Source organism: Blastococcus sp. SYSU DS0669 (genome assembly GCF_054050895.1).
Genome location: NZ_JBJHAE010000009.1, coordinates 42,420 through 58,871, shown reverse-complemented (window position 1 = coordinate 58,871; position 16,452 = coordinate 42,420). Strand labels below are relative to the sequence as shown.

The 16,452-nt window shown below is 76.4% G+C and carries 19 protein-coding genes; 13 read left to right on the top strand and 6 right to left on the bottom strand.

The window, feature by feature from the left end:
* Window positions 1–123: 123 nt before the first annotated feature.
* Window positions 124–690, top strand: a complete 567-nt coding sequence (locus ACI792_RS11545; protein WP_456602700.1) for a hypothetical protein — start codon at window positions 124–126, stop codon at window positions 688–690.
* A 67-nt stretch (window positions 691–757) separates the two neighbouring features.
* Here ACI792_RS11545 and ACI792_RS11540 read toward each other — a convergent pair whose 3' ends face one another.
* Window positions 758–1,456, bottom strand: coding sequence for a hypothetical protein (locus ACI792_RS11540; RefSeq protein ID WP_456602699.1), 699 nt, complete (start codon window positions 1,454–1,456; stop codon window positions 758–760).
* 42 nt (window positions 1,457–1,498) lie between these two features.
* A complete protein-coding gene (locus ACI792_RS11535) occupies window positions 1,499–1,840 on the bottom strand; it encodes a hypothetical protein (RefSeq protein WP_456602698.1) in 342 nt (113 codons plus the stop codon).
* Between the two features lie 98 nt (window positions 1,841–1,938).
* On the opposite strand from ACI792_RS11535, the gene ACI792_RS11530 reads away from it, so the two are divergent.
* The 6 genes from ACI792_RS11530 to ACI792_RS11505 all read left to right on the top strand — a co-directional run bounded on the left by ACI792_RS11530 (window position 1,939) and on the right by ACI792_RS11505 (window position 8,033).
* Window positions 1,939–2,946 (top strand): iron ABC transporter substrate-binding protein, encoded by a 1,008-nt coding sequence (locus tag ACI792_RS11530; protein WP_456602697.1) that lies wholly within the window; start codon window positions 1,939–1,941, stop codon window positions 2,944–2,946.
* Window positions 2,947–3,158: 212 nt separating this feature from the next.
* Window positions 3,159–4,556 carry an ABC transporter permease gene (locus ACI792_RS11525; RefSeq protein WP_456602696.1) on the top strand — a complete coding sequence of 466 codons (1,398 nt, stop codon included), beginning with the start codon at window positions 3,159–3,161 and terminating at the stop codon, window positions 4,554–4,556.
* A complete protein-coding gene (locus tag ACI792_RS11520; RefSeq protein ID WP_456602695.1) occupies window positions 4,553–5,626 on the top strand; it encodes an ABC transporter ATP-binding protein in 1,074 nt (357 codons plus the stop codon). The genes ACI792_RS11525 and ACI792_RS11520 overlap by 4 nt, the downstream gene beginning before the upstream one ends.
* 57 nt (window positions 5,627–5,683) lie before the next feature.
* Complete coding sequence (locus ACI792_RS11515) at window positions 5,684–6,487, top strand: aldolase/citrate lyase family protein (RefSeq protein WP_456602694.1); 804 nt, start codon at window positions 5,684–5,686, stop codon at window positions 6,485–6,487.
* 8 nt (window positions 6,488–6,495) lie between these two features.
* Complete coding sequence (locus ACI792_RS11510; protein ID WP_456602693.1) at window positions 6,496–7,335, top strand: NAD-dependent epimerase/dehydratase family protein; 840 nt, start codon at window positions 6,496–6,498, stop codon at window positions 7,333–7,335.
* 26 nt (window positions 7,336–7,361) lie between these two features.
* Window positions 7,362–8,033 (top strand): glycosyltransferase, encoded by a 672-nt coding sequence (locus ACI792_RS11505; RefSeq protein WP_456602692.1) that lies wholly within the window; start codon window positions 7,362–7,364, stop codon window positions 8,031–8,033.
* Between the two features lie 9 nt (window positions 8,034–8,042).
* On the opposite strand, the gene ACI792_RS11500 is transcribed toward ACI792_RS11505, so the two are convergent.
* Together ACI792_RS11500 and ACI792_RS11495 are read right to left on the bottom strand one after the other, a co-directional pair.
* The gene (locus tag ACI792_RS11500) at window positions 8,043–9,497 is read right to left on the bottom strand and encodes a hypothetical protein (protein ID WP_456602691.1); all 1,455 of its coding nucleotides are present in this window, start codon (window positions 9,495–9,497) and stop codon (window positions 8,043–8,045) included.
* A gap of 74 nt (window positions 9,498–9,571) precedes the next feature.
* Entirely contained in the window at window positions 9,572–10,033 is a 462-nt protein-coding gene (locus ACI792_RS11495) for a GNAT family N-acetyltransferase (RefSeq protein WP_456602690.1), read from the bottom strand.
* Between the two features lie 81 nt (window positions 10,034–10,114).
* Between ACI792_RS11495 and ACI792_RS11490 the strand changes: the two genes are divergently transcribed.
* On the top strand, window positions 10,115–10,354 hold the full coding sequence (locus ACI792_RS11490; RefSeq protein WP_456602689.1) for a hypothetical protein: 240 nt from the start codon (window positions 10,115–10,117) through the stop codon (window positions 10,352–10,354).
* 12 nt (window positions 10,355–10,366) lie between these two features.
* Here the strand turns inward: ACI792_RS11490 and ACI792_RS11485 are convergent, their stop codons facing one another.
* Together ACI792_RS11485 and ACI792_RS11480 are read right to left on the bottom strand one after the other, a co-directional pair.
* On the bottom strand, window positions 10,367–10,879 hold the full coding sequence (locus tag ACI792_RS11485) for a PGPGW domain-containing protein (RefSeq protein WP_456602688.1): 513 nt from the start codon (window positions 10,877–10,879) through the stop codon (window positions 10,367–10,369).
* A 132-nt stretch (window positions 10,880–11,011) separates the two neighbouring features.
* Window positions 11,012–11,281, bottom strand: a complete 270-nt coding sequence (locus ACI792_RS11480) for a DUF2277 domain-containing protein (protein WP_456581577.1) — start codon at window positions 11,279–11,281, stop codon at window positions 11,012–11,014.
* A gap of 66 nt (window positions 11,282–11,347) precedes the next feature.
* On the opposite strand from ACI792_RS11480, the gene ACI792_RS11475 reads away from it, so the two are divergent.
* From ACI792_RS11475 to eutC, 5 genes are all read left to right on the top strand, one after another.
* Window positions 11,348–11,749, top strand: a complete 402-nt coding sequence (locus tag ACI792_RS11475; protein WP_456602687.1) for a hypothetical protein — start codon at window positions 11,348–11,350, stop codon at window positions 11,747–11,749.
* A 77-nt stretch (window positions 11,750–11,826) separates the two neighbouring features.
* A complete protein-coding gene (locus ACI792_RS11470; RefSeq protein WP_456602686.1) occupies window positions 11,827–12,726 on the top strand; it encodes an SDR family NAD(P)-dependent oxidoreductase in 900 nt (299 codons plus the stop codon).
* Window positions 12,727–12,836: 110 nt separating this feature from the next.
* Window positions 12,837–14,300 carry an ethanolamine permease gene (gene eat, locus ACI792_RS11465; RefSeq protein ID WP_456602685.1) on the top strand — a complete coding sequence of 488 codons (1,464 nt, stop codon included), beginning with the start codon at window positions 12,837–12,839 and terminating at the stop codon, window positions 14,298–14,300.
* Complete coding sequence (locus ACI792_RS11460; RefSeq protein WP_456602684.1) at window positions 14,297–15,712, top strand: ethanolamine ammonia-lyase subunit EutB; 1,416 nt, start codon at window positions 14,297–14,299, stop codon at window positions 15,710–15,712. The genes eat and ACI792_RS11460 overlap by 4 nt, the downstream gene beginning before the upstream one ends.
* Window positions 15,709–16,443, top strand: a complete 735-nt coding sequence (gene eutC / locus ACI792_RS11455) for an ethanolamine ammonia-lyase subunit EutC (RefSeq protein ID WP_456602683.1) — start codon at window positions 15,709–15,711, stop codon at window positions 16,441–16,443. The genes ACI792_RS11460 and eutC overlap by 4 nt, the downstream gene beginning before the upstream one ends.
* The last annotated feature ends 9 nt before the right edge of the window (window positions 16,444–16,452 follow it).

Here is a 16,452-nt window from a genome sequence, read left to right as displayed (position 1 = left end):
GGGGGTGCTGGTGCCCGTGGGGTGCCCGGCATCCTCCGCCCGGGGTGGCGTCGCGCTCCGAGGTCCCTCCCGTGGGCGAGGATCTGCAGGTACGCCCCACGTCCAGTCACCTCAGGAGCACCCATGAGCCACCCCGGGAACGGCCCGGAGCAGAACCCGTCCGGTCAGCAGCCGGGTCGGCCCGGCCCGTCCGGCCAGCCGGGGGAGCCGGGGCGGTACGGCGAGCCGTCGCAGCCCGGCCGGCCGTACCAGCCCTTCGACCAGCCCGGTCAGCCCGGTCAGCCGGAACAGGCCGGTCAGCCCGCCGGCGGGTGGGTGCCGCCGCAGGGCGGCGCGACCCCGTGGGGTCAGCCGGAGAAGAAGGGTGGCGCGGCCACGAAGGTCCTGCTCGCCGTCGGCGGCGTCCTGGTCGCCCTCGTGGCCGTCGGGCTGCTGTTCAGCATGCTCGGCGGCGGTGAGCCCGAGGTCGGCGACTGCGTGGCCAACGTCGCCGGCGAGCAGGTCGAGGTCGTCGACTGCGACGCCGCGGAGGCCGAGGGGCGCATCGTGGGCATCGACGAGCAGGAGCTCGACTACGCCGAGTTCATCGAGCAGGACGTCTGCCTCGACTTCGAGACCGCCGTCGGCGCCATCTGGGTCGGCGCCGACGAGACCGAGCCCGGCACCATCTACTGCGCCGAGCCGGTCTGATCCCTGGTCGCCCACGTGGGCCCCGCCGGTCCACCGGCGGGGCCCTCGTGCTCCGGGGCCCGGCCCGTCACGCCTGCCGGGCGGCGTCGCCGGCACGCCGCTCGAGGTAGAAGGCGCCGAGCGCGCCGGCCAGCGTGGCGAACACGGCCACCGAGTAGGTGGCCAGCGCGACGTCGAGAGCGCGCGCCAGGCTCCCGTCGGCCGTGAGGGGCTGCCCGCTGATGGTGGCCATGGCCGCGTCGTAGAGAGCCGTGCCGTAGGACTCGTAGGCGCCCAGCACGTACAGCAGCTGGCTGGTGGCCAGCACCACCACGACCGTCACCGCGCCGAGCCAGCCGATCCGGCCGCTGAGCAGGCGCCCCGCCGAGCGGGAGCCGCGCACCGCCGCCGACACCACCCCGCCTACCCGCGCCGCGCGCAGCAGCGTCAGGGCGCGGGCGAAGCGCAGGAACGGCACGGCCAGGAAGACGACCTGCCACCAGTTGCGCGCCCAGAACCGGCGCTGGTCGCGGGCGGTGACGGCCCGGTGGACGAACTCCGCCACGAAGAGGGCCCACAGCACCCAGCCGACGACGCTCAGCGTCGTGGTGAGCCACGGTTGCCGGGCCAGCGACTGGCCGAGGACCACGAGCACGAAGACCAGCCCGAGCGCGCCCATCGGCTTGTCCAGCCGGCGGGCCAGGCCGGTCTGCTCCGGGGTGTCCTCCGCCGCGTCGGCGTGCGGCCCGGCGGGGCGGTCAGGGGGATCAGGGTGCGGGCGCTGCATCGACGTCCCCTACCCCGCGCGAGCGGCCCTCCCTCCCCGGGGTCAGGGAAGCCGCTGCACCAGCACGCGGGCGACCCCGACCGCCTCGGGCGTCGGGTCGGCGGCGGCTGCGCGCAGCCAGGCGGCGAGCGGCCCGGCGAGCGCGGGCGAGACCGCGGCGATCCACCCGGCGCTCCGGGCGCGCGCCTCCGCGACGTGCTGGGTGCTGCCGCCCGGGCCCTCGGCGAGGACCTCCGGCCGGGTGGCCAGCAACCCCCCGAGCCGCCACCGTCCCGGTGTGGCACCGGCGGCCAGCGCCTCCACCCGGTCCGCGGCCTCCCGCAGCAGCGCGGCGTCGCCCGCCGGCGGGCCGGAGTGCTCCTCTGGGGAGCCGGGGGGCAGCACGCCGTCCATTGCACCGCACGGCGCGCAGGGGTGGGCGGCTCGCCTGCGCGGGCGCACGCATGCTTAGGTATGCCTCGCCTATCTCCAGGAGGAAGCACGTGACCAGGCTCGGGCGCACGACCGTCGTCGTCTCCACCCTCACCCTCGCGGCCTCCCTGGCCGCATGCAGCTCCGACGCGGACACGCTGACCGTCTACAGCGCCCAGCACGAGAGCCTGGTCCGCGCGATGCTCGAGGACTTCACCGAGGAGACGGGCATCGAGCTGGAGTTCCGCGACGCCAACGACTCCGAGCTGGCCAACCAGATCATCGAGGAGGGTGACGCCTCGCCGGCCGACGTCTTCCTGACCGAGAACAGCCCCGCCATCTCCGCCGTGGACCAGGCCGGGCTGCTCGCGCCGCTGGACGCGGGCACCCTCGACCAGGTCGACGACCAGTTCCGGCCGTCCTCGGGCAACTGGGTCGGTTTCGCCGCCCGCTCGACGACGCTGATCTACAACCCGGCGGAGATCGCGGAGGACGAGCTGCCCGCGTCGATGCTCGACCTGGCCGACCCGGCGTGGGAGGGCCGGGTCGGCATCGCCGCCGGAGGGGCGGACTTCCAGGCGATCGTCAGCGCCGTCCTGGAGATGGAGGGCGAGGAGGCGACCCGGGCGTGGCTCGCCGGTCTCGAGGACAACGCCGAGATCTACGCGAGCAACACGGCGATCATGAAGGCCGTCGACGAGGGCGAGGTCCCGGTCGGCATCACCTACCACTACTACTGGTTCCGCGACCAGGCCCAGGACGGCCTCATCGGCGACGACGCCGCCCTGCACTACTTCCGCAACCAGGACCCGGGCGCCTTCCTCAGCGTCTCGGGGGCCGGGGTGCTGGCCTCCTCGGACCAGCCCGAGCAGGCGCAGGAGCTGGTCGAGTACCTCACGAGCCGCCCGGCCCAGGAGCGGCTGGCCGGCAGCAGCGCGCTCGAGTACGCCGTCGGTACCGGCGTCCCCTCGGCCGACGCGCTGCCGCCGCTGGCGGAGCTGCAGGCGCCGGCCGTCGACCCGGGCTCGCTCGACGCCTCGAAGGTCACCGAGCTGATGCAGGAAGCAGGCCTGCTCTGACCCCTCCCGCGCTCCGCATCCCGGTTCCCGGACCGCCGGCCTCGCCGGCGGTCCGGGGCTCCGGCGCGTCCGCGGGCAGGGGAGGGCGACCGCTGCGCCGGTCGCCGGTCACCCTCGCGCTCGCCGCCTGCGTCGCGGCCCTGGCCCTCCTGCCGCTCGCCTACATCGCGGGGTACACCGTCGACGTCGGCTGGGCGGGCGTCCGCGAGCTGGTGTTCCGGCCACGGGTCGCCGAGCTGCTCTGGAACACGACCCGCCTGGCCGTGGGCACGGTCGCGGTCTGCGTCGTCCTGGGCGTCGGCGCGGCGTGGCTGGTGGCCCGTTCGTCGGTGCCCGGACGCCGCCTGTGGCACGTGCTGCTGGTGGCTCCGCTGGCCGTGCCGGCGTTCGTGAACAGCTTCGCGTGGATCTCCCTCCTCCCGGGGCTGGACACCTACGCGGGGGCGCTGCTGGTCGTCTCGCTGTCGTACTTCCCATTCGTGTACCTGCCGGTGGTGGCCGCCTTCCGGGGCCTGGACCCGGCGCTGGAGGAGACGGCTCGCGGGCTGGGCCTCTCCGGCTGGGCGGTCTTCCGGAGGGTGCAGCTCCCGCAGCTCCGCGTCGCGGTGCTGGGCGGCGCCCTCCTCGTGGCGCTGCACGTGCTGGCCGAGTTCGGGGCGTTGCAGATGCTGCGCTACCCGACCTTCACCACCGCCATCTACGACCAGTACCGGGCCACCTTCAACGGCCCGGCGGCCACCGTGCTGGCCGGGGTGCTGATCCTGCTGTGCCTGCTCCTGCTGCTCGCCGAGGTCCGGCTGCGGGGGCACCGCGGCTACGCCGGCAGCGGGCGGGGTGCGGCCCGTCCGGTCCGGCCGGTGGAGCTGCGGGCGCTGACCACCCCCGCGCTGCTGGCGCTCGCCGGGCTCGTCGGCCTGGCGCTGCTGGTCCCCCTGGGGGCGCTCGCCCACTGGCTGGCCGGGGGCGCGTCGGCCGGACTCGACTGGGCCGGCCTCGCCGGGACGACCGGGACCACGCTGGCCCTGGCCGCCGGGGCGGCCGCGGTCACCACCGCCATGGCGCTGCCCACCGGGTGGCTGGCCGTCCGCGCCCGGGGGCGCACGGCGACGCTCCTGGAGCGCGCCACGTACCTGGGCAGCTCGCTGCCCGGCATCGTCGTCGCGCTGGCGCTGGTCACGCTGAGCATCCGGGCGACGCCGTGGCTCTACCAGACCGTCCCGGTGCTGCTGGCCGCGTACGCGATCCTCTTCCTCCCCCGGGCGATCGTCCCGGTCCGTGCGGCGGTCGAGCAGTCCCCGCCCCTCTTCGACGACGTCGCAGCCTCCCTCGGGTCCTCCGGCGTCGACCGGTTGCGCCGCATCACCCTGCCGTTGCTCGCGCCGGGCCTGGGGGCGGGCGCGGCCCTGGTGTTCCTCGCGGTGGTCACCGAGCTCACCGCCACCCTGCTGCTCGCCCCCACCGGCACGGCGACGCTCGCCACCGCGTTCTGGTCGGCGAGCAGCGCGCTCTCGTACGGGGCCGCCGCCCCGTACGCGGCCGTCATGGTGCTGCTGTCCGCGCCGGCCACCGTCCTGCTGTCCCGCGACATCCGACGAGGTCCGACCCCATGAGCTCCCTCACCGTGACCGGCCTGACCAAGGCCTTCGGCGCCACCCCCGTGCTCGCCGGTGTGGACCTGCACGTGCCGGCCGGCGGGTTCACCGCGCTGCTCGGCCCCTCGGGCTGCGGCAAGACGACGCTGCTGCGGCTCGTCGCGGGGTTCGACGACCCCGACCGCGGGACCGTCGCCCTCGACGACCGCACCGTCGCGGGCGCCGGGCGGGGCGTGCCGGCCCGGCAGCGGGGCATCGGCTTCGTGCCGCAGGAGGGTGGGCTGTTCCCGCACCTCAGCGTCGCCGGGAACGTCACCTTCGGCCTGCCCCGCCGGCGGCGCGGCGATCGCGGACGGGTGGCCGAGCTGCTGGCCCTGGTGGGCCTGGACGCCGACCTGGCCGACCGGTCGCCGCACCAGCTCTCCGGCGGCCAGCAGCAGCGGGTCGCCCTGGCCCGGGCGCTGGCTCCCGAGCCCGGGCTCGTGCTGCTCGACGAGCCGTTCTCGTCCCTGGACGCCGCGCTGCGCGAGGACACCCGGCGGGCCGTCGCCGCAGCGCTCAGCGTCGCCGGCGCGACCGCCGTGCTGGTCACCCACGACCAGGCCGAGGCGCTGTCCATGGCCGACCAGGTGGCGGTTCTGCGGGACGGCCGGCTGGTGCAGCTGACCGACCCGCGCACGCTGTACCGGCGCCCGGCCGACCTCGACGTGGCCGCGTTCGTCGGCGAGTCGGTGGTCCTCGACGCGGAGGTCCGCGACGGCAGCGCGCTCTGCGTCCTGGGTGACCTTCCGGTCGCCGGCGCGGTGGCCGACGGGCCGGCCCGCGTCCTGCTGCGGCCGGAGCAGCTCCGGCTGGGGCCACCGCTCGGGACGGGAGCCCGGGCGCGGGTGCGCGAGGTGGACTTCTACGGGCACGACTCCCGCGTGTGGTTGACCCTGGCCGACGGCGGGACGGTCACGGCCCGGCTGGAGGGCGCGGAGCTGCCCGCGGTCGGGCAGGAGGTTTCGATCGAGGTCGCCGGCGCGGCGCTGACCTTCCCGGCCGCCGGGCGCGCCGGTCGCCCCGTCGTCGCGGATCCGGCCTTCTGAGCAGACCCACCGCAACCCGGCGGCGCGAACAGGTTAGGAAAGCCTAAGCTACCGCGCATGGATCTGTTCCTCTTCACCGTCGACCCCCACTGGGGGCGCGACGTCGTGGCTGCCGGTGCGGCCGGCATCGTCGTCGACTGGGAGCGCCGCGGCAAGCTGCGGCGCCAGGCGGGGGAGGGCACCCAGGTCAACGAGGACACCCCTGGGGACCTGAGCCGCATGCGCGCGGCGACCTCCGGTCGCCTGCTCTGCCGGGTCAACGGTTTCGGGCCGTGGACCGCCGCCGAGGTGGACGACGCGGTCGACCGCGGTGCCGACGAGCTGCTGCTGCCCATGGTGCGCTCCGCGGAGGAGGTCGACCGGACGCTCGACCTGGTCGCGGGGCGCTGTGGTCTGGGCATCCTGGTCGAGACCCAGGACGCGGTCGACCGGGTCGCGGAGCTCGCGCGACGGCCGCTCTCGCGGATCTACGTCGGCCTCAACGACCTGCGCATCGACCGCGGGTCCACCGCCCTGTTCGCCCCGCTCGTGGACGGCACCGTCGACGCGGTGCGGTCGCAGGTGCCCGTGCCGTTCGGGGTGGGCGGCCTGACGCTCCCCGGTGGAGGGTTCCCCGTGCCCGGTGACCTGCTGGCCGCGGAGCTGATCCGGATCGACACCCACTTCACCTTCCTGCGCCGCTCCTTCACCGCGGACATGGCCGGCCGCGACCCCTTCGTCGAGGTGCCGCGGCTGCTCGGAGGCCTCGACGAACTGCGCCGGGCCGGTGCCGAGCGCGCCGTCGAGTCCCGCCGGGCATTCGTCGCCGCCGTCGCGGCCATGGCGCAGGAGCACGCGGCACGGGTGGCGCAGCCGGCGTGAGGGCGCTGGTGACCGGAGCCGGGGGGTTCGTCGGCCGGCACCTGGTGGCGCGGCTGGAGCAGGACGGCTGGCACGTCACCGGGCTGACCCGCCGCGACGTCGACCTGGCGGATCCGGTCGCCGGTGCGGCCGCCGTGCGGGCCGCGGACCCGGACGTCGTGTTCGCGCTCGCCGCCGGCCGCGCGAAGGCGACGCCCGCCGAACGCGCCGCGACGACCGCGGTCAACACCAGCCCGTGGCTGGTCGACGCGCTGCCCGACCGCTGCTCGGCCGTGGTCAGGCTGGGCTCGTCGACCGAGTACGCCGCCGCGCCGCACCCGCTGGCCGAGGACGCCGCCCTGGAGCCGCGCGGCTTCTTCGGCGCCACCAAGGCCGCCGGCTCGCTGCTCCTGCAGGCGGCGGCGGCCGAGCGCGGGATCCGGGCGGCGGTGCTGCGCGCCTTCCAGGTCTACGGGCCGGGTGACCACCCCACGCGGCTGGTCCCGGTCGTGATGACCGCCGCCCGCACCGGCGGGACCGTGGCCCTGCCCGCCCACGTCAGCCGGCGGGACTGGGTGTGGGTGGGTGACGTCGTCGACGCCTGCGTCCGCGCCGCGGTCGACGGCGACCTGGCCCCCGGCGTGGTGCTGAACATCGGCACCGGTGTGCAGACCGCCACCGAGGAGCTGGTCGCCACCGCCGAGCGGGTGACCGGCCGCCCGATCGCCATCGCACCGGGCGCGCACCCCGGGCGTGGCTGGGACACCGCCGACTGGGTCTGCGACCCGTCGCTGGCCCGGCGGCTGCTGGGCTGGGCCCCCACGGTGGACCTCGCCGACGGCCTGGCCCGGACCTGGGCGGCCGGGTGATCGCCGGTAGGGGAGCGGATCCGCAGGTGGCGGTCGTCGTCCCCGTGTACGGCAACGAGGCGACCCTCGCGGAGCTCGCCGAGCGGCTGGCCGTGGCGCTCGCCGGCCGGTCGTGGCGGCTCCGCCTGGTCGTCGACGCCTCCCCGGACGACAGCGCCGACGTGGCGCGGGCCCTCGCCGCCGGGGACGGCCGGATCGCGGTCACCGAGCTGGCGGTCAACGTCGGGCAGCACGCGGCGCTGGCGCGCGGGCTCGCCGAGGAGGCGGCCGCCGACGTCTGGGTGTGCCTGGACGCGGACCTGCAGGACCCGCCCGAGGCGGTGCCCTTGCTGCTGGACCGGCTGGCCACCGGGGACGTGGCGGCGGTGTTCGCCGGGCGGCGCGGCCGCTACGAGTCGCCCCTGCGGCGGTTCACCGGCACGCTGCACCGGCGCGTGGCGGGTCGGCTGACCGGTCTGCCGCCGGACGCCGGGGCCTTCCTCGCCATGGGCCCGGACGTGCGGGCGGCCGTCGTTCCTGCCGTGCAGGAACGCGGGGCGCCGAGCGTCGTCCTCGCCGTCGGCGGCTCCGGCCGGCCGGTGGCGAGCGTGCCCGTCGTGCGGCACCGGCGCCCTTCGGGCCGGTCGGCCTGGACGGCCCGGGCCCGGGTGCGGCAGTCGCTGCGGTCGCTGACCTGGGCGGCGCGGGCCCGCCGCTGACGCAGGCGGTCAGCGGCTCCAGAGCTGCAGGACGAGGTGGGTCTTGCTCGCCGGGAACTCACTCTGGTCGACCATGCGCAGCCCCGCCGCCCGGAGGATCGCGTCGTCGTCGGTGGGCTCGGGCTCGCCGTCGAGGAGCCGGCGCACGACCCAGACCCGGTCCTCGCCCGGCGGCGCGTCGTCCGGGGGGAGGACGACGTCCGGGCGCAGCTCGGGAGCCAGGATGCGGACGTAGTGGTCGAGGCCGGTGGCCGACCGCTGGTCGGCCGCGACGACCGGCTCACCGGGCCGGTGCACCTCGGCCAGCGCGGCGACCAGGTCGTCGGCCCGCTCGCGCGGGCCCCGGTCGGCCAGCGGGGCCGAGGCCAGCAGGGAGCAGCCCACCAGGAGCGCGCCCACCGGCACCCGCGCGGGCCGCGGGAGCGCCATGGCGCCGGCCGCGGCGAGCACACCCAGCCCCAGCAGCCCGGCCAGCAGGTAGCGGGGCAGGTAGACCGGCCGCACCACCTCGGCGGCCACCAGCAGCAGCAGGGGTGCGACCAGCCAGCAGGTGCCGACCACCCGCGCACCGGCCGCGCGGAACGCCCCGACCACGGCCAGGCCCACCGAGAGGTAGAGCAGCGGGGTGCGCCCCCCGGCCCAGGCCTCGGCGGCGAGGGCGACCAGCCGGCCGTCGGTGTCGCGCAGGTGCTCGGCGTTCCGCGCACCCGTCCCGTTCAGGACGGCCAGCGCCACGAAGCCCACGGCCGGGAGGGCGGCCAGCGCGCCGGTGAGCACGACCGGGAGGGCGCGCCGGCGCCGCAGCAGGACCGCGGCGGCGACGAAGGCCGCGAGCACGGTGACGGCGTACCAGTGCGCCAGCCCCATGCCCGCCCCGGCCAGGCCGAACAGCAGCAGGCCGCGGGGCGGCTCCTGCAGCCAGCGGGCCAGCCCGAGCGCCGCCGCCCCGGTGGCCAGCACGGCCAGCCCGTAGCTGCGGGCCTCGACCGACTGCTCGAGCACCAGGGGGCTCGCCGCGAGCACCAGCCCCGCGAGCACCCCGGTGCCCCGGCCGGCGAGGCGGGTGAGCGCCCGGGTGATCAGCGCGAGGCCGCCCGCCGTCGCCAGGAGGGAGAGCACGCGGAGGGAGGTGTCACCGGCCAGGCCCGGCACCGACACCCACAGGTGCGTGACCAGGTAGTAGGGGGCGTTGTACGACGGCGGCACGCCGGCCAGGTAGCTCGCGGTGCCCTCGCCGCTGGTGATCGCGCCGACGATGTCGCCCAGCGGGAGGCGGGCCACCTCGGCGGTGAAGAGCTCGTCGAACCACAGGCCGTGGCCGGGGAGGAGCAGCCAGCCGCCGAGGAGGCCGACGAGCACCGCGGGCAGCAGCTCCACCGGCGACCAGCGCGCGGTCGTCGCGGTGTCCCGGTCCCGGCCGCCCGGTGAGGCGGCCGGCAGGGGGAGCTCCGTCGCCGTCGTCACCCCTGCAGGTTAGGTGACCCTGTGCGGGCCTCCGGGCACCGCACGCGGTGGCCGGCCGGTGTCGCCTGCCGGGCTCAGCCCGGTTCCCGGCGCATCGGGACGTGCGGGATGCCGTCCTCCACGTAGCCCGGCCCGCTGGTGCGGAAGCCGAACCGCGCGTACCAGTGCTCCAGGTGGGCCTGCGCCCCCAGCGTGAGCGGCCCGCCGCCGTAGGTGGCCAGCGCCTCCCCGATCAGCCGCCCGGCCAGCCCGCGCCCGCGCGCCCGCTCCGCGGTCGCCACCCGGCCGATGGCCCGCGTCGCGCCGTCGTCGAGGACCCGGACCGTCGCCAGCACCTCTCCGGCCTCCTCGAACCAGAGGTGCTCGGTCGCCGGCTCCACGTCGCGCCCGTCGAGCTCGGGATAGGGGCACTCCTGCTCGACGACGAAGACGTCGACGCGCAGCCGGCACAGGGCGTAGACCTCGAAGGGGGTCAGGTCGGCGAAGGCGGCGCGGCGCAGGTGCAGGTCGGTGGAGGGCGTCGTGCCGGAGGTCATACCGGCGATTCTCGCCGACCCGCGCGGAGCGGATCGGAGGGGAGGGCGACCCCGGGCCGGGGTAGGGGAGCGCCCATGTCGATGACGAGCCCCCTCGAACCCAACCTCGGCCGGCCGGACGACGGCATCCCCGCCGCCGACCCCGGAGCCGGTGCCCCTCAGCCCGCCGAGGGCTTCGGCGTGGGGGGTGAGGAGCCGGACCGCGCCCCCGAGACCGACCGCCCCGGGACGGGCGCCGGGGGCGAGGACGCCGATCCGCCGGAGGACCCGCCCTTCCGCACGCCGGACCCGCGCGACATCGGGCCGGCGTCGGGGAGCTGACCGGTCGGGCCGTCAGCCGCCCAGCGCGGCGACGGCCCGGTCCACCAGCTGGAAGTGGCCGACCGCCCAGAACGCGACGCCCGCCAGCGCCAGCCCGCCCACGGTGACGGCCAGGGAGCTGACCGGGTGCTGCCGGGCGTGCTGCCAGGCCTCCCGGGCCTTGCGCCGGAACGCGGTGAAGAAGCGGCGCGCCCAGTCGAACTCCGTGGACCACACCCACAGACCGGCGAGCACCGGGGGGATGGTGAGCGGCCCCGGCAGCACCGTCAGGGCGAGGCCGATGAGCACCAGCAGCAGGCCGGCCGTGAACACCGCCACGCGGTAGGCGATCGCGACGCCGTGGTTGCGGTGCACGCGCTCGCGGAAGGAGCCCGGCTGCACCTCCCGGGGGCGGCCGAGCCCGTCGGTGCAGTGGGCGCACCGGGTGCTGCCCCGGCCGGCGGGCCGTTCGACCGCGCGGTTCCCGGCGAACCGGTGGTCGGCGGGGCGGGTGGTGGACGGGGTGGACGGCAGGGGGGCTCCCACGGCGGAGGTGCCTCTCGGGACGGCGAGGAGGCGGCTCCTCGGTGGACGGGGTGCCCCGGGAACTACCCGGTCGCCCACCCGGTCATGCCGGTGGTGGGCAACCGGGTGGCGCGACACCCACCCGGCCCGGGATCAGCCGGCGTAGCGGGCGGCGGACCGGGCGCGGGCCTTGGCGGCCTCGGTCTCGCGGTCCTTGGGCGGCGCGGTGGTGACCAGCGAGTCGAGGAGCCGGGCCGAGGCGGCGGCCACCTCGGCCACGGCCTGCTCGAACGCCTCGGCGTTGGCGCGCGACGGTTTCGTCGTGCCGCTGATCTTGCGCACGTACTGCAGGGCGGCGGCGTGGATCTCGTCGTCGGCCGCCGGGGGTGCGAAGTTGGCCAGCGGGCGGATGTTCCGGCACATGCCGGGCAGCGTAGGTGCGCCCGGACCGGCTGGGACGGGTGCTGAGCACGGCACGAGGAGGGCGGGATGACGGTGCTGGTGGTGGACGTCGCCAACGTGGTCGGCGCGCGCCCCGACGGCTGGTGGCGGGACCGGGCCGGGGCGACGACCCGCCTGCTCGATCGCCTGGCCGCCCTGGCCGGGACGCGGACCGCGGGCCCGGACGGCGAGGACCTCGCCTGCGGCGCGGTCGTGGCCGTCGTGGAGGGGCGGGCCCGGGACGTGCCCGCGCCCGACGGGGTCCGCGTGGTGCGCGCCCCGGGGAGCGGGGACGACGCCGTGGCCGCGACGGCGGCGGACCTGGCCGCCGCGGGGGAGGAGGTGCTGGTGGTGACCGCAGACCGGGGGCTGCGCGCCCGGCTGCCCGACGGCGTCACCACCACCGGGCCCGGCTGGCTGCTCGCCGAGCTCGACCGGCGCACCGCATGACCGCCGGGCCGGTCGGGTAGTCGGTTGCGGACAACCGGTGCCCCGGCAGCCGGCGCCGCCCGAACGAGGAGTTCCCCGTGCCGATCCCCGACCCGAGCGGGTCGCCGCTCACCGTGCTGATCACCGGCGCGTCCAGCGGCATCGGCCGGGCGACGGCGGTGCGGCTCGCCGGCCGCGGCGCGCGGCTGGTGCTGGTCGCCCGCGGCCGGTCGCCGCTCGAGGAGACCGCCGAGGAGCTCCGCGCCGCCGGTGCGGGAGCCGTGACGGTGTGCCCCGCCGACATCCTCGACGAGGAGGCGGTCGCCGCGGCGGTCGCGGCCGCGGTCCGCGAGTTCGGCCGCCTCGACGTCGTCGTGCACTCCGCGCAGGTGATGGCCTACGGCCGGATCGAGGACGTGCCCAAGGAGGTCTACGAGCGCGTCGTCGACACCTCGCTGCACGGCACCGCCACCGTGGCCCGCCAGGTGCTGCCGGTCTTCCGCCGCCAGGGCGCCGGCCACCTGGTGATCGTGAACTCGCTGCTGGGCACCGTCACGACGCCGGTGCTGGGCAGCTACGCCGTCGCCAAGTGGGGGCAGCTGGCCCTCGCCCGCGTGCTGCAGCAGGAGACCCGCGACGAGCCGGGGATCTCCGTCTCGGTGGTCCAGCCCGGGGGCGTGAACACTCCGATCTACTACCAGGGCGCCTCCTACGCGGGGTCCACCGGGCGACCGCCCCCGCCGGTCTACTCCGCGCAGCGGGTGGCCCGCCGGGTGCTCGCGACGGTGGACCGGCCGCGCCGGATGGTGCAGGCCGGCGCCTTCAACCACGTCGTCACCGCAGGTTTCCGGCTGCTCCCCGGGCTGTACGACGTCCTCGTCGAGCCGCTGCTGCAGACCTTCGCGCTCGCCGGGGACGAGACGCCGCCCACCGAGGGCAACGTCTTCCGGTCCCGGCCCGAGGGCAACGCGACCGAGGGGCGCTGGCGCAGCATCTGAGGCGGGCGCGTGAACAGCGCGTTCCGTCCCGTCGCAGGGCATTGCCCTCGCAGGGCCGCCGGGCCAGGCTGACCCCACCCGACCTGCGGGGGCTCACCCGGAGGCCGGCCATGACCGCTGAACCACGCGTACGCCCTGCCCGGCCCGTCACCCGGCACGGGGTGGAGGCGGAGACGGTGGCCGCCGGCTACCACCAGAAGCGGCAGTTGCGCACCGGGACGGCGGGTTGGGTGCTGCTCGCCGGGCTCGGCGTCGCCGCGGTCATCTCCGGTGACTACGCGGGCTGGAACTTCGGCCTCGCCGAGGGCGGCTTCGGCGGGCTGCTGATCGCCGTCCTCCTCATGGCGGTCATGTACTCGGCGATGGTCTTCGGCCTCGCCGAGCTGGGCTCGGCCCTGCCGACCGCCGGCGGTGGCTACACCTTCGCCCGCCGGGCGCTCGGCCCCTGGGGCGGGTACGCCACCGGCGTCGCGGTGCTCATCGAGTACGCCATCGCCCCGGCTGCCATCGCCACCTTCATCGGCGCCTACGTGGAGTCCCTCGGGCTGTTCGGGATCACCGACGGCTGGTGGGTCTACCTGGCCGTGTACGCGCTGTTCATCGGCATCCACCTCATGGGGGTGGGCGAGGCGCTGAAGGTCATGCTCGTCATCGCGGGCATCGCCGTCGCCGGGCTGGTGGTCTACCTGTTCGGGGCGATCCCGGCGTTCGACCCGGCCAACCTGCTCGACATCGCGCCCACCGACGCCGCCGGCGCCTCGGACTTCCTGCCCTTCGGCCTGATGGGCATCTGGGCGGCGTTCCCGTTCGCCATCTGGTTCTTCCTGGCGGTGGAGTGCGTGCCCCTGGCCTCGGAGGAGGCCCGCGACCCGGCCCGGGCCATGCCGCGCGGCATCGTCGCCGCCATGGGCCTGCTGCTGGTGCTGGCCCTGCTCATGCTGGTCTTCACCGCGGGCGCCGGGGGGTCGGAGGCGATGTCGGCCAGCGGCAACCCGCCGGTCGAGGCGCTGCAGATCGCCGGCTCGGCGTCGACGCTGGTCACGGTGGTGAACTACGCCGGGCTCTTCGGGCTGGTGGCCAGCTTCTTCTCGATCATCTACGCCTACTCGCGGCAGACCTTCGCGCTCTCCCGCGCCGGCTACCTGCCCCGCGCGCTGTCGGTGACCAACGGCCGCAAGGCCCCGGTGCTGGCGCTGCTCGTGCCCGGTGCGATCGGCTTCGTGCTCTCGCTCAGCGGCCAGGGGGCGATGCTGCTCAACATGGCCGTCTTCGGCGCCACGGTCTCCTACGTGCTGATGATGGTCAGCCACATCGTGCTGCGCCGACGGGAGCCCGACCTGCCCCGGCCGTACCGGACGCCGGGCGGCACGGTCACCACCGGCGTCGCGCTGGTGCTCGCGGCGGCCGCCGTCGTCGCCACCTTCCTCGTCGACGAGGTCGCCGCGCTGTGGACCCTCGGCGCCTACGCGGTCTTCCTCGGCTACTTCGCCCTCTACAGCCGCCACCACCTCGTCGCCTCCGCCCCCGAGGAGGAGTTCGAGCTGCTCGCCGCGGCCGAGGAGGAGGTGCGATGACCGTGCGCCGCACGACCCTGGGCGGGCACACGTACGAGTTCCGCTCGCTGTCGGACCTGCTGGGCAAGGCGACACCGGCCCGCTCCGGTGACGTGCTCGCCGGGTGCGCCGCCGAGTCGGCCGCGGAGCGGGTGGCCGCCCAGGTGGTGCTGGCCGACATGCCCCTGGCCACCTTCCTGGAGGAGCAGGTGGTGGGCTACGAGGAGGACGACGTCACCCGGCTGATCCTCGACACGCACGACCGGGTCGCGTTCGCCCCGGTGGCCGGGCTGACCGTGGGGGAGTTCCGAGACGAGCTGCTGACCTGGGCGGCCGAGGGTGACGAGACCTCCATCAGCGCGCTGGCCCGCGGGCTCACCCCCGAGATGGTCGCGGCGACCTCGAAGCTGATGCGCAACGCCGACCTGGTCGCGGTGGGGCGCCGCGCGCGGGTGGTCACCGGGCTGCGCAGCACCCTGGGCCTGCCCGGGCGGCTGGCCTCCCGGCTGCAGCCCAACCACCCCACCGACGACCCGGTGGGGGTGACGGCGTCGATCGTCGACGGGCTGCTGCAGGGCTCCGGTGACGCGGTCATCGGCATCAACCCGGCCACCGACTCGCCGGCCCGGACGGTCGCCCTCCTGGAACTGGTCGACGCGGTCATCCGCCGCTACGAGATCCCCACCCAGTCCTGCGTGCTGGCGCACGTGACCACCACGCTGCGGGCGATGGAGCAGGGCGCCCCGGTCGACCTGGTCTTCCAGTCCGTCGCCGGCACGCAGGCGGCCAACCGCGGCTTCGGCGTGACGCTGGACCTGCTCGCCGAGGCGCGCGCGGGCGCGCTGGAGCTCGGCCGCGGCACCGTCGGGCGCAACGTCACCTACTTCGAGACGGGGCAGGGGTCGGCGCTCTCGGCCGACGCCCACCGCGGGGTCGACGGGCGGCCGGTGGACCAGCAGACCCTCGAGGCGAGGGCGTACGCGGTGGCCCGGCACTTCGAGCCGCTGCTGGTGAACACCGTCGTCGGGTTCATCGGACCGGAGTACCTCTACGACGGCAAGCAGGTGGTCCGCGCCGGGCTGGAGGACCACTTCTGCGGCAAGCTGCTCGGCCTGCCGATGGGGGTGGACGTCTGCTACACCAACCACGCCGAGGTCGACGCCGACGACACCGACACCCTGACCCTGCTGCTCGGGGTGGCCGGCTGCTCGTTCGTCATCGCCGTCCCCGGCTCCGACGACGTGATGCTGCACTATCAGTCGCTCTCCTTCTCCGACGTCCTCACCGCCCGGCGGGTGCTCGGGCTGCGACCGGCCCCGGAGTTCGAGGCGTGGCTGACCCGCATGGACCTGCTGGACGGCGACGGGCGGGTGCGGGCGCTGACCCCGGACGCCCCCGCGGCGAAGGCGCTGCTCGCGGCGGCCCGGGCATGAGCATCACCGGCAACGACCCGTGGGCGGTGCTGCGCGCGGCGACCCGGGCCCGGGTGGCGCTGGGCCGGGCCGGCGACGGGCTGCCGACCGCCCGGGAGCTGGAGTTCCGGCTGGCGCACGCGGTCGCCCGGGACGCGGTGCACGCGCCGCTCGACCCGGCGGTCGTGCGCGCCGGGCTGGACGGGGTGCCGGTGATCGAGGTGCGCTCCGCGGTGGCCGACCGCGCCGAGTACCTGCAGCGCCCCGACCTCGGCCGGCGGCTGGCTCCGGGGTGCGCGCTCGCGCCGGCGGGGGCCGACGTCGCGATCGTGCTGGCCGACGGGCTCTCCCCGCGGGCGGTGCACGAGCACGGGGCCGCGCTGACGCGGGCGCTGCTCGACCGGCTGGCCGGCTGGTCGGTGGGCCCGGTGGTGCTCGCGACGCAGGCGCGGGTGGCGCTCGGCGACGAGATCGGCGCGGCGCTGGGCGCCCGGGTGGTGCTGGTGCTCATCGGCGAGCGGCCGGGGCTCTCCTCGGCGGACTCCCTCGGCGTCTACCTCACCTGGGACCCGCGGCCGGGCCGGGCCGACAGCGAGCGCAACTGCGTCTCGAACGTCCGGCCGCCGCACGGGCTGGGGTACGCGGAGGCGGCCGACGTGGTGGTGCGGCTGCTGGCGGCGGCCCGGGAGCTCGGGGCCTCCGGGGTCGCGCTCAAGGACGAGGGCCCCGCGCTCCCGTCCGGCGCCGGCTGAACGGCGGGG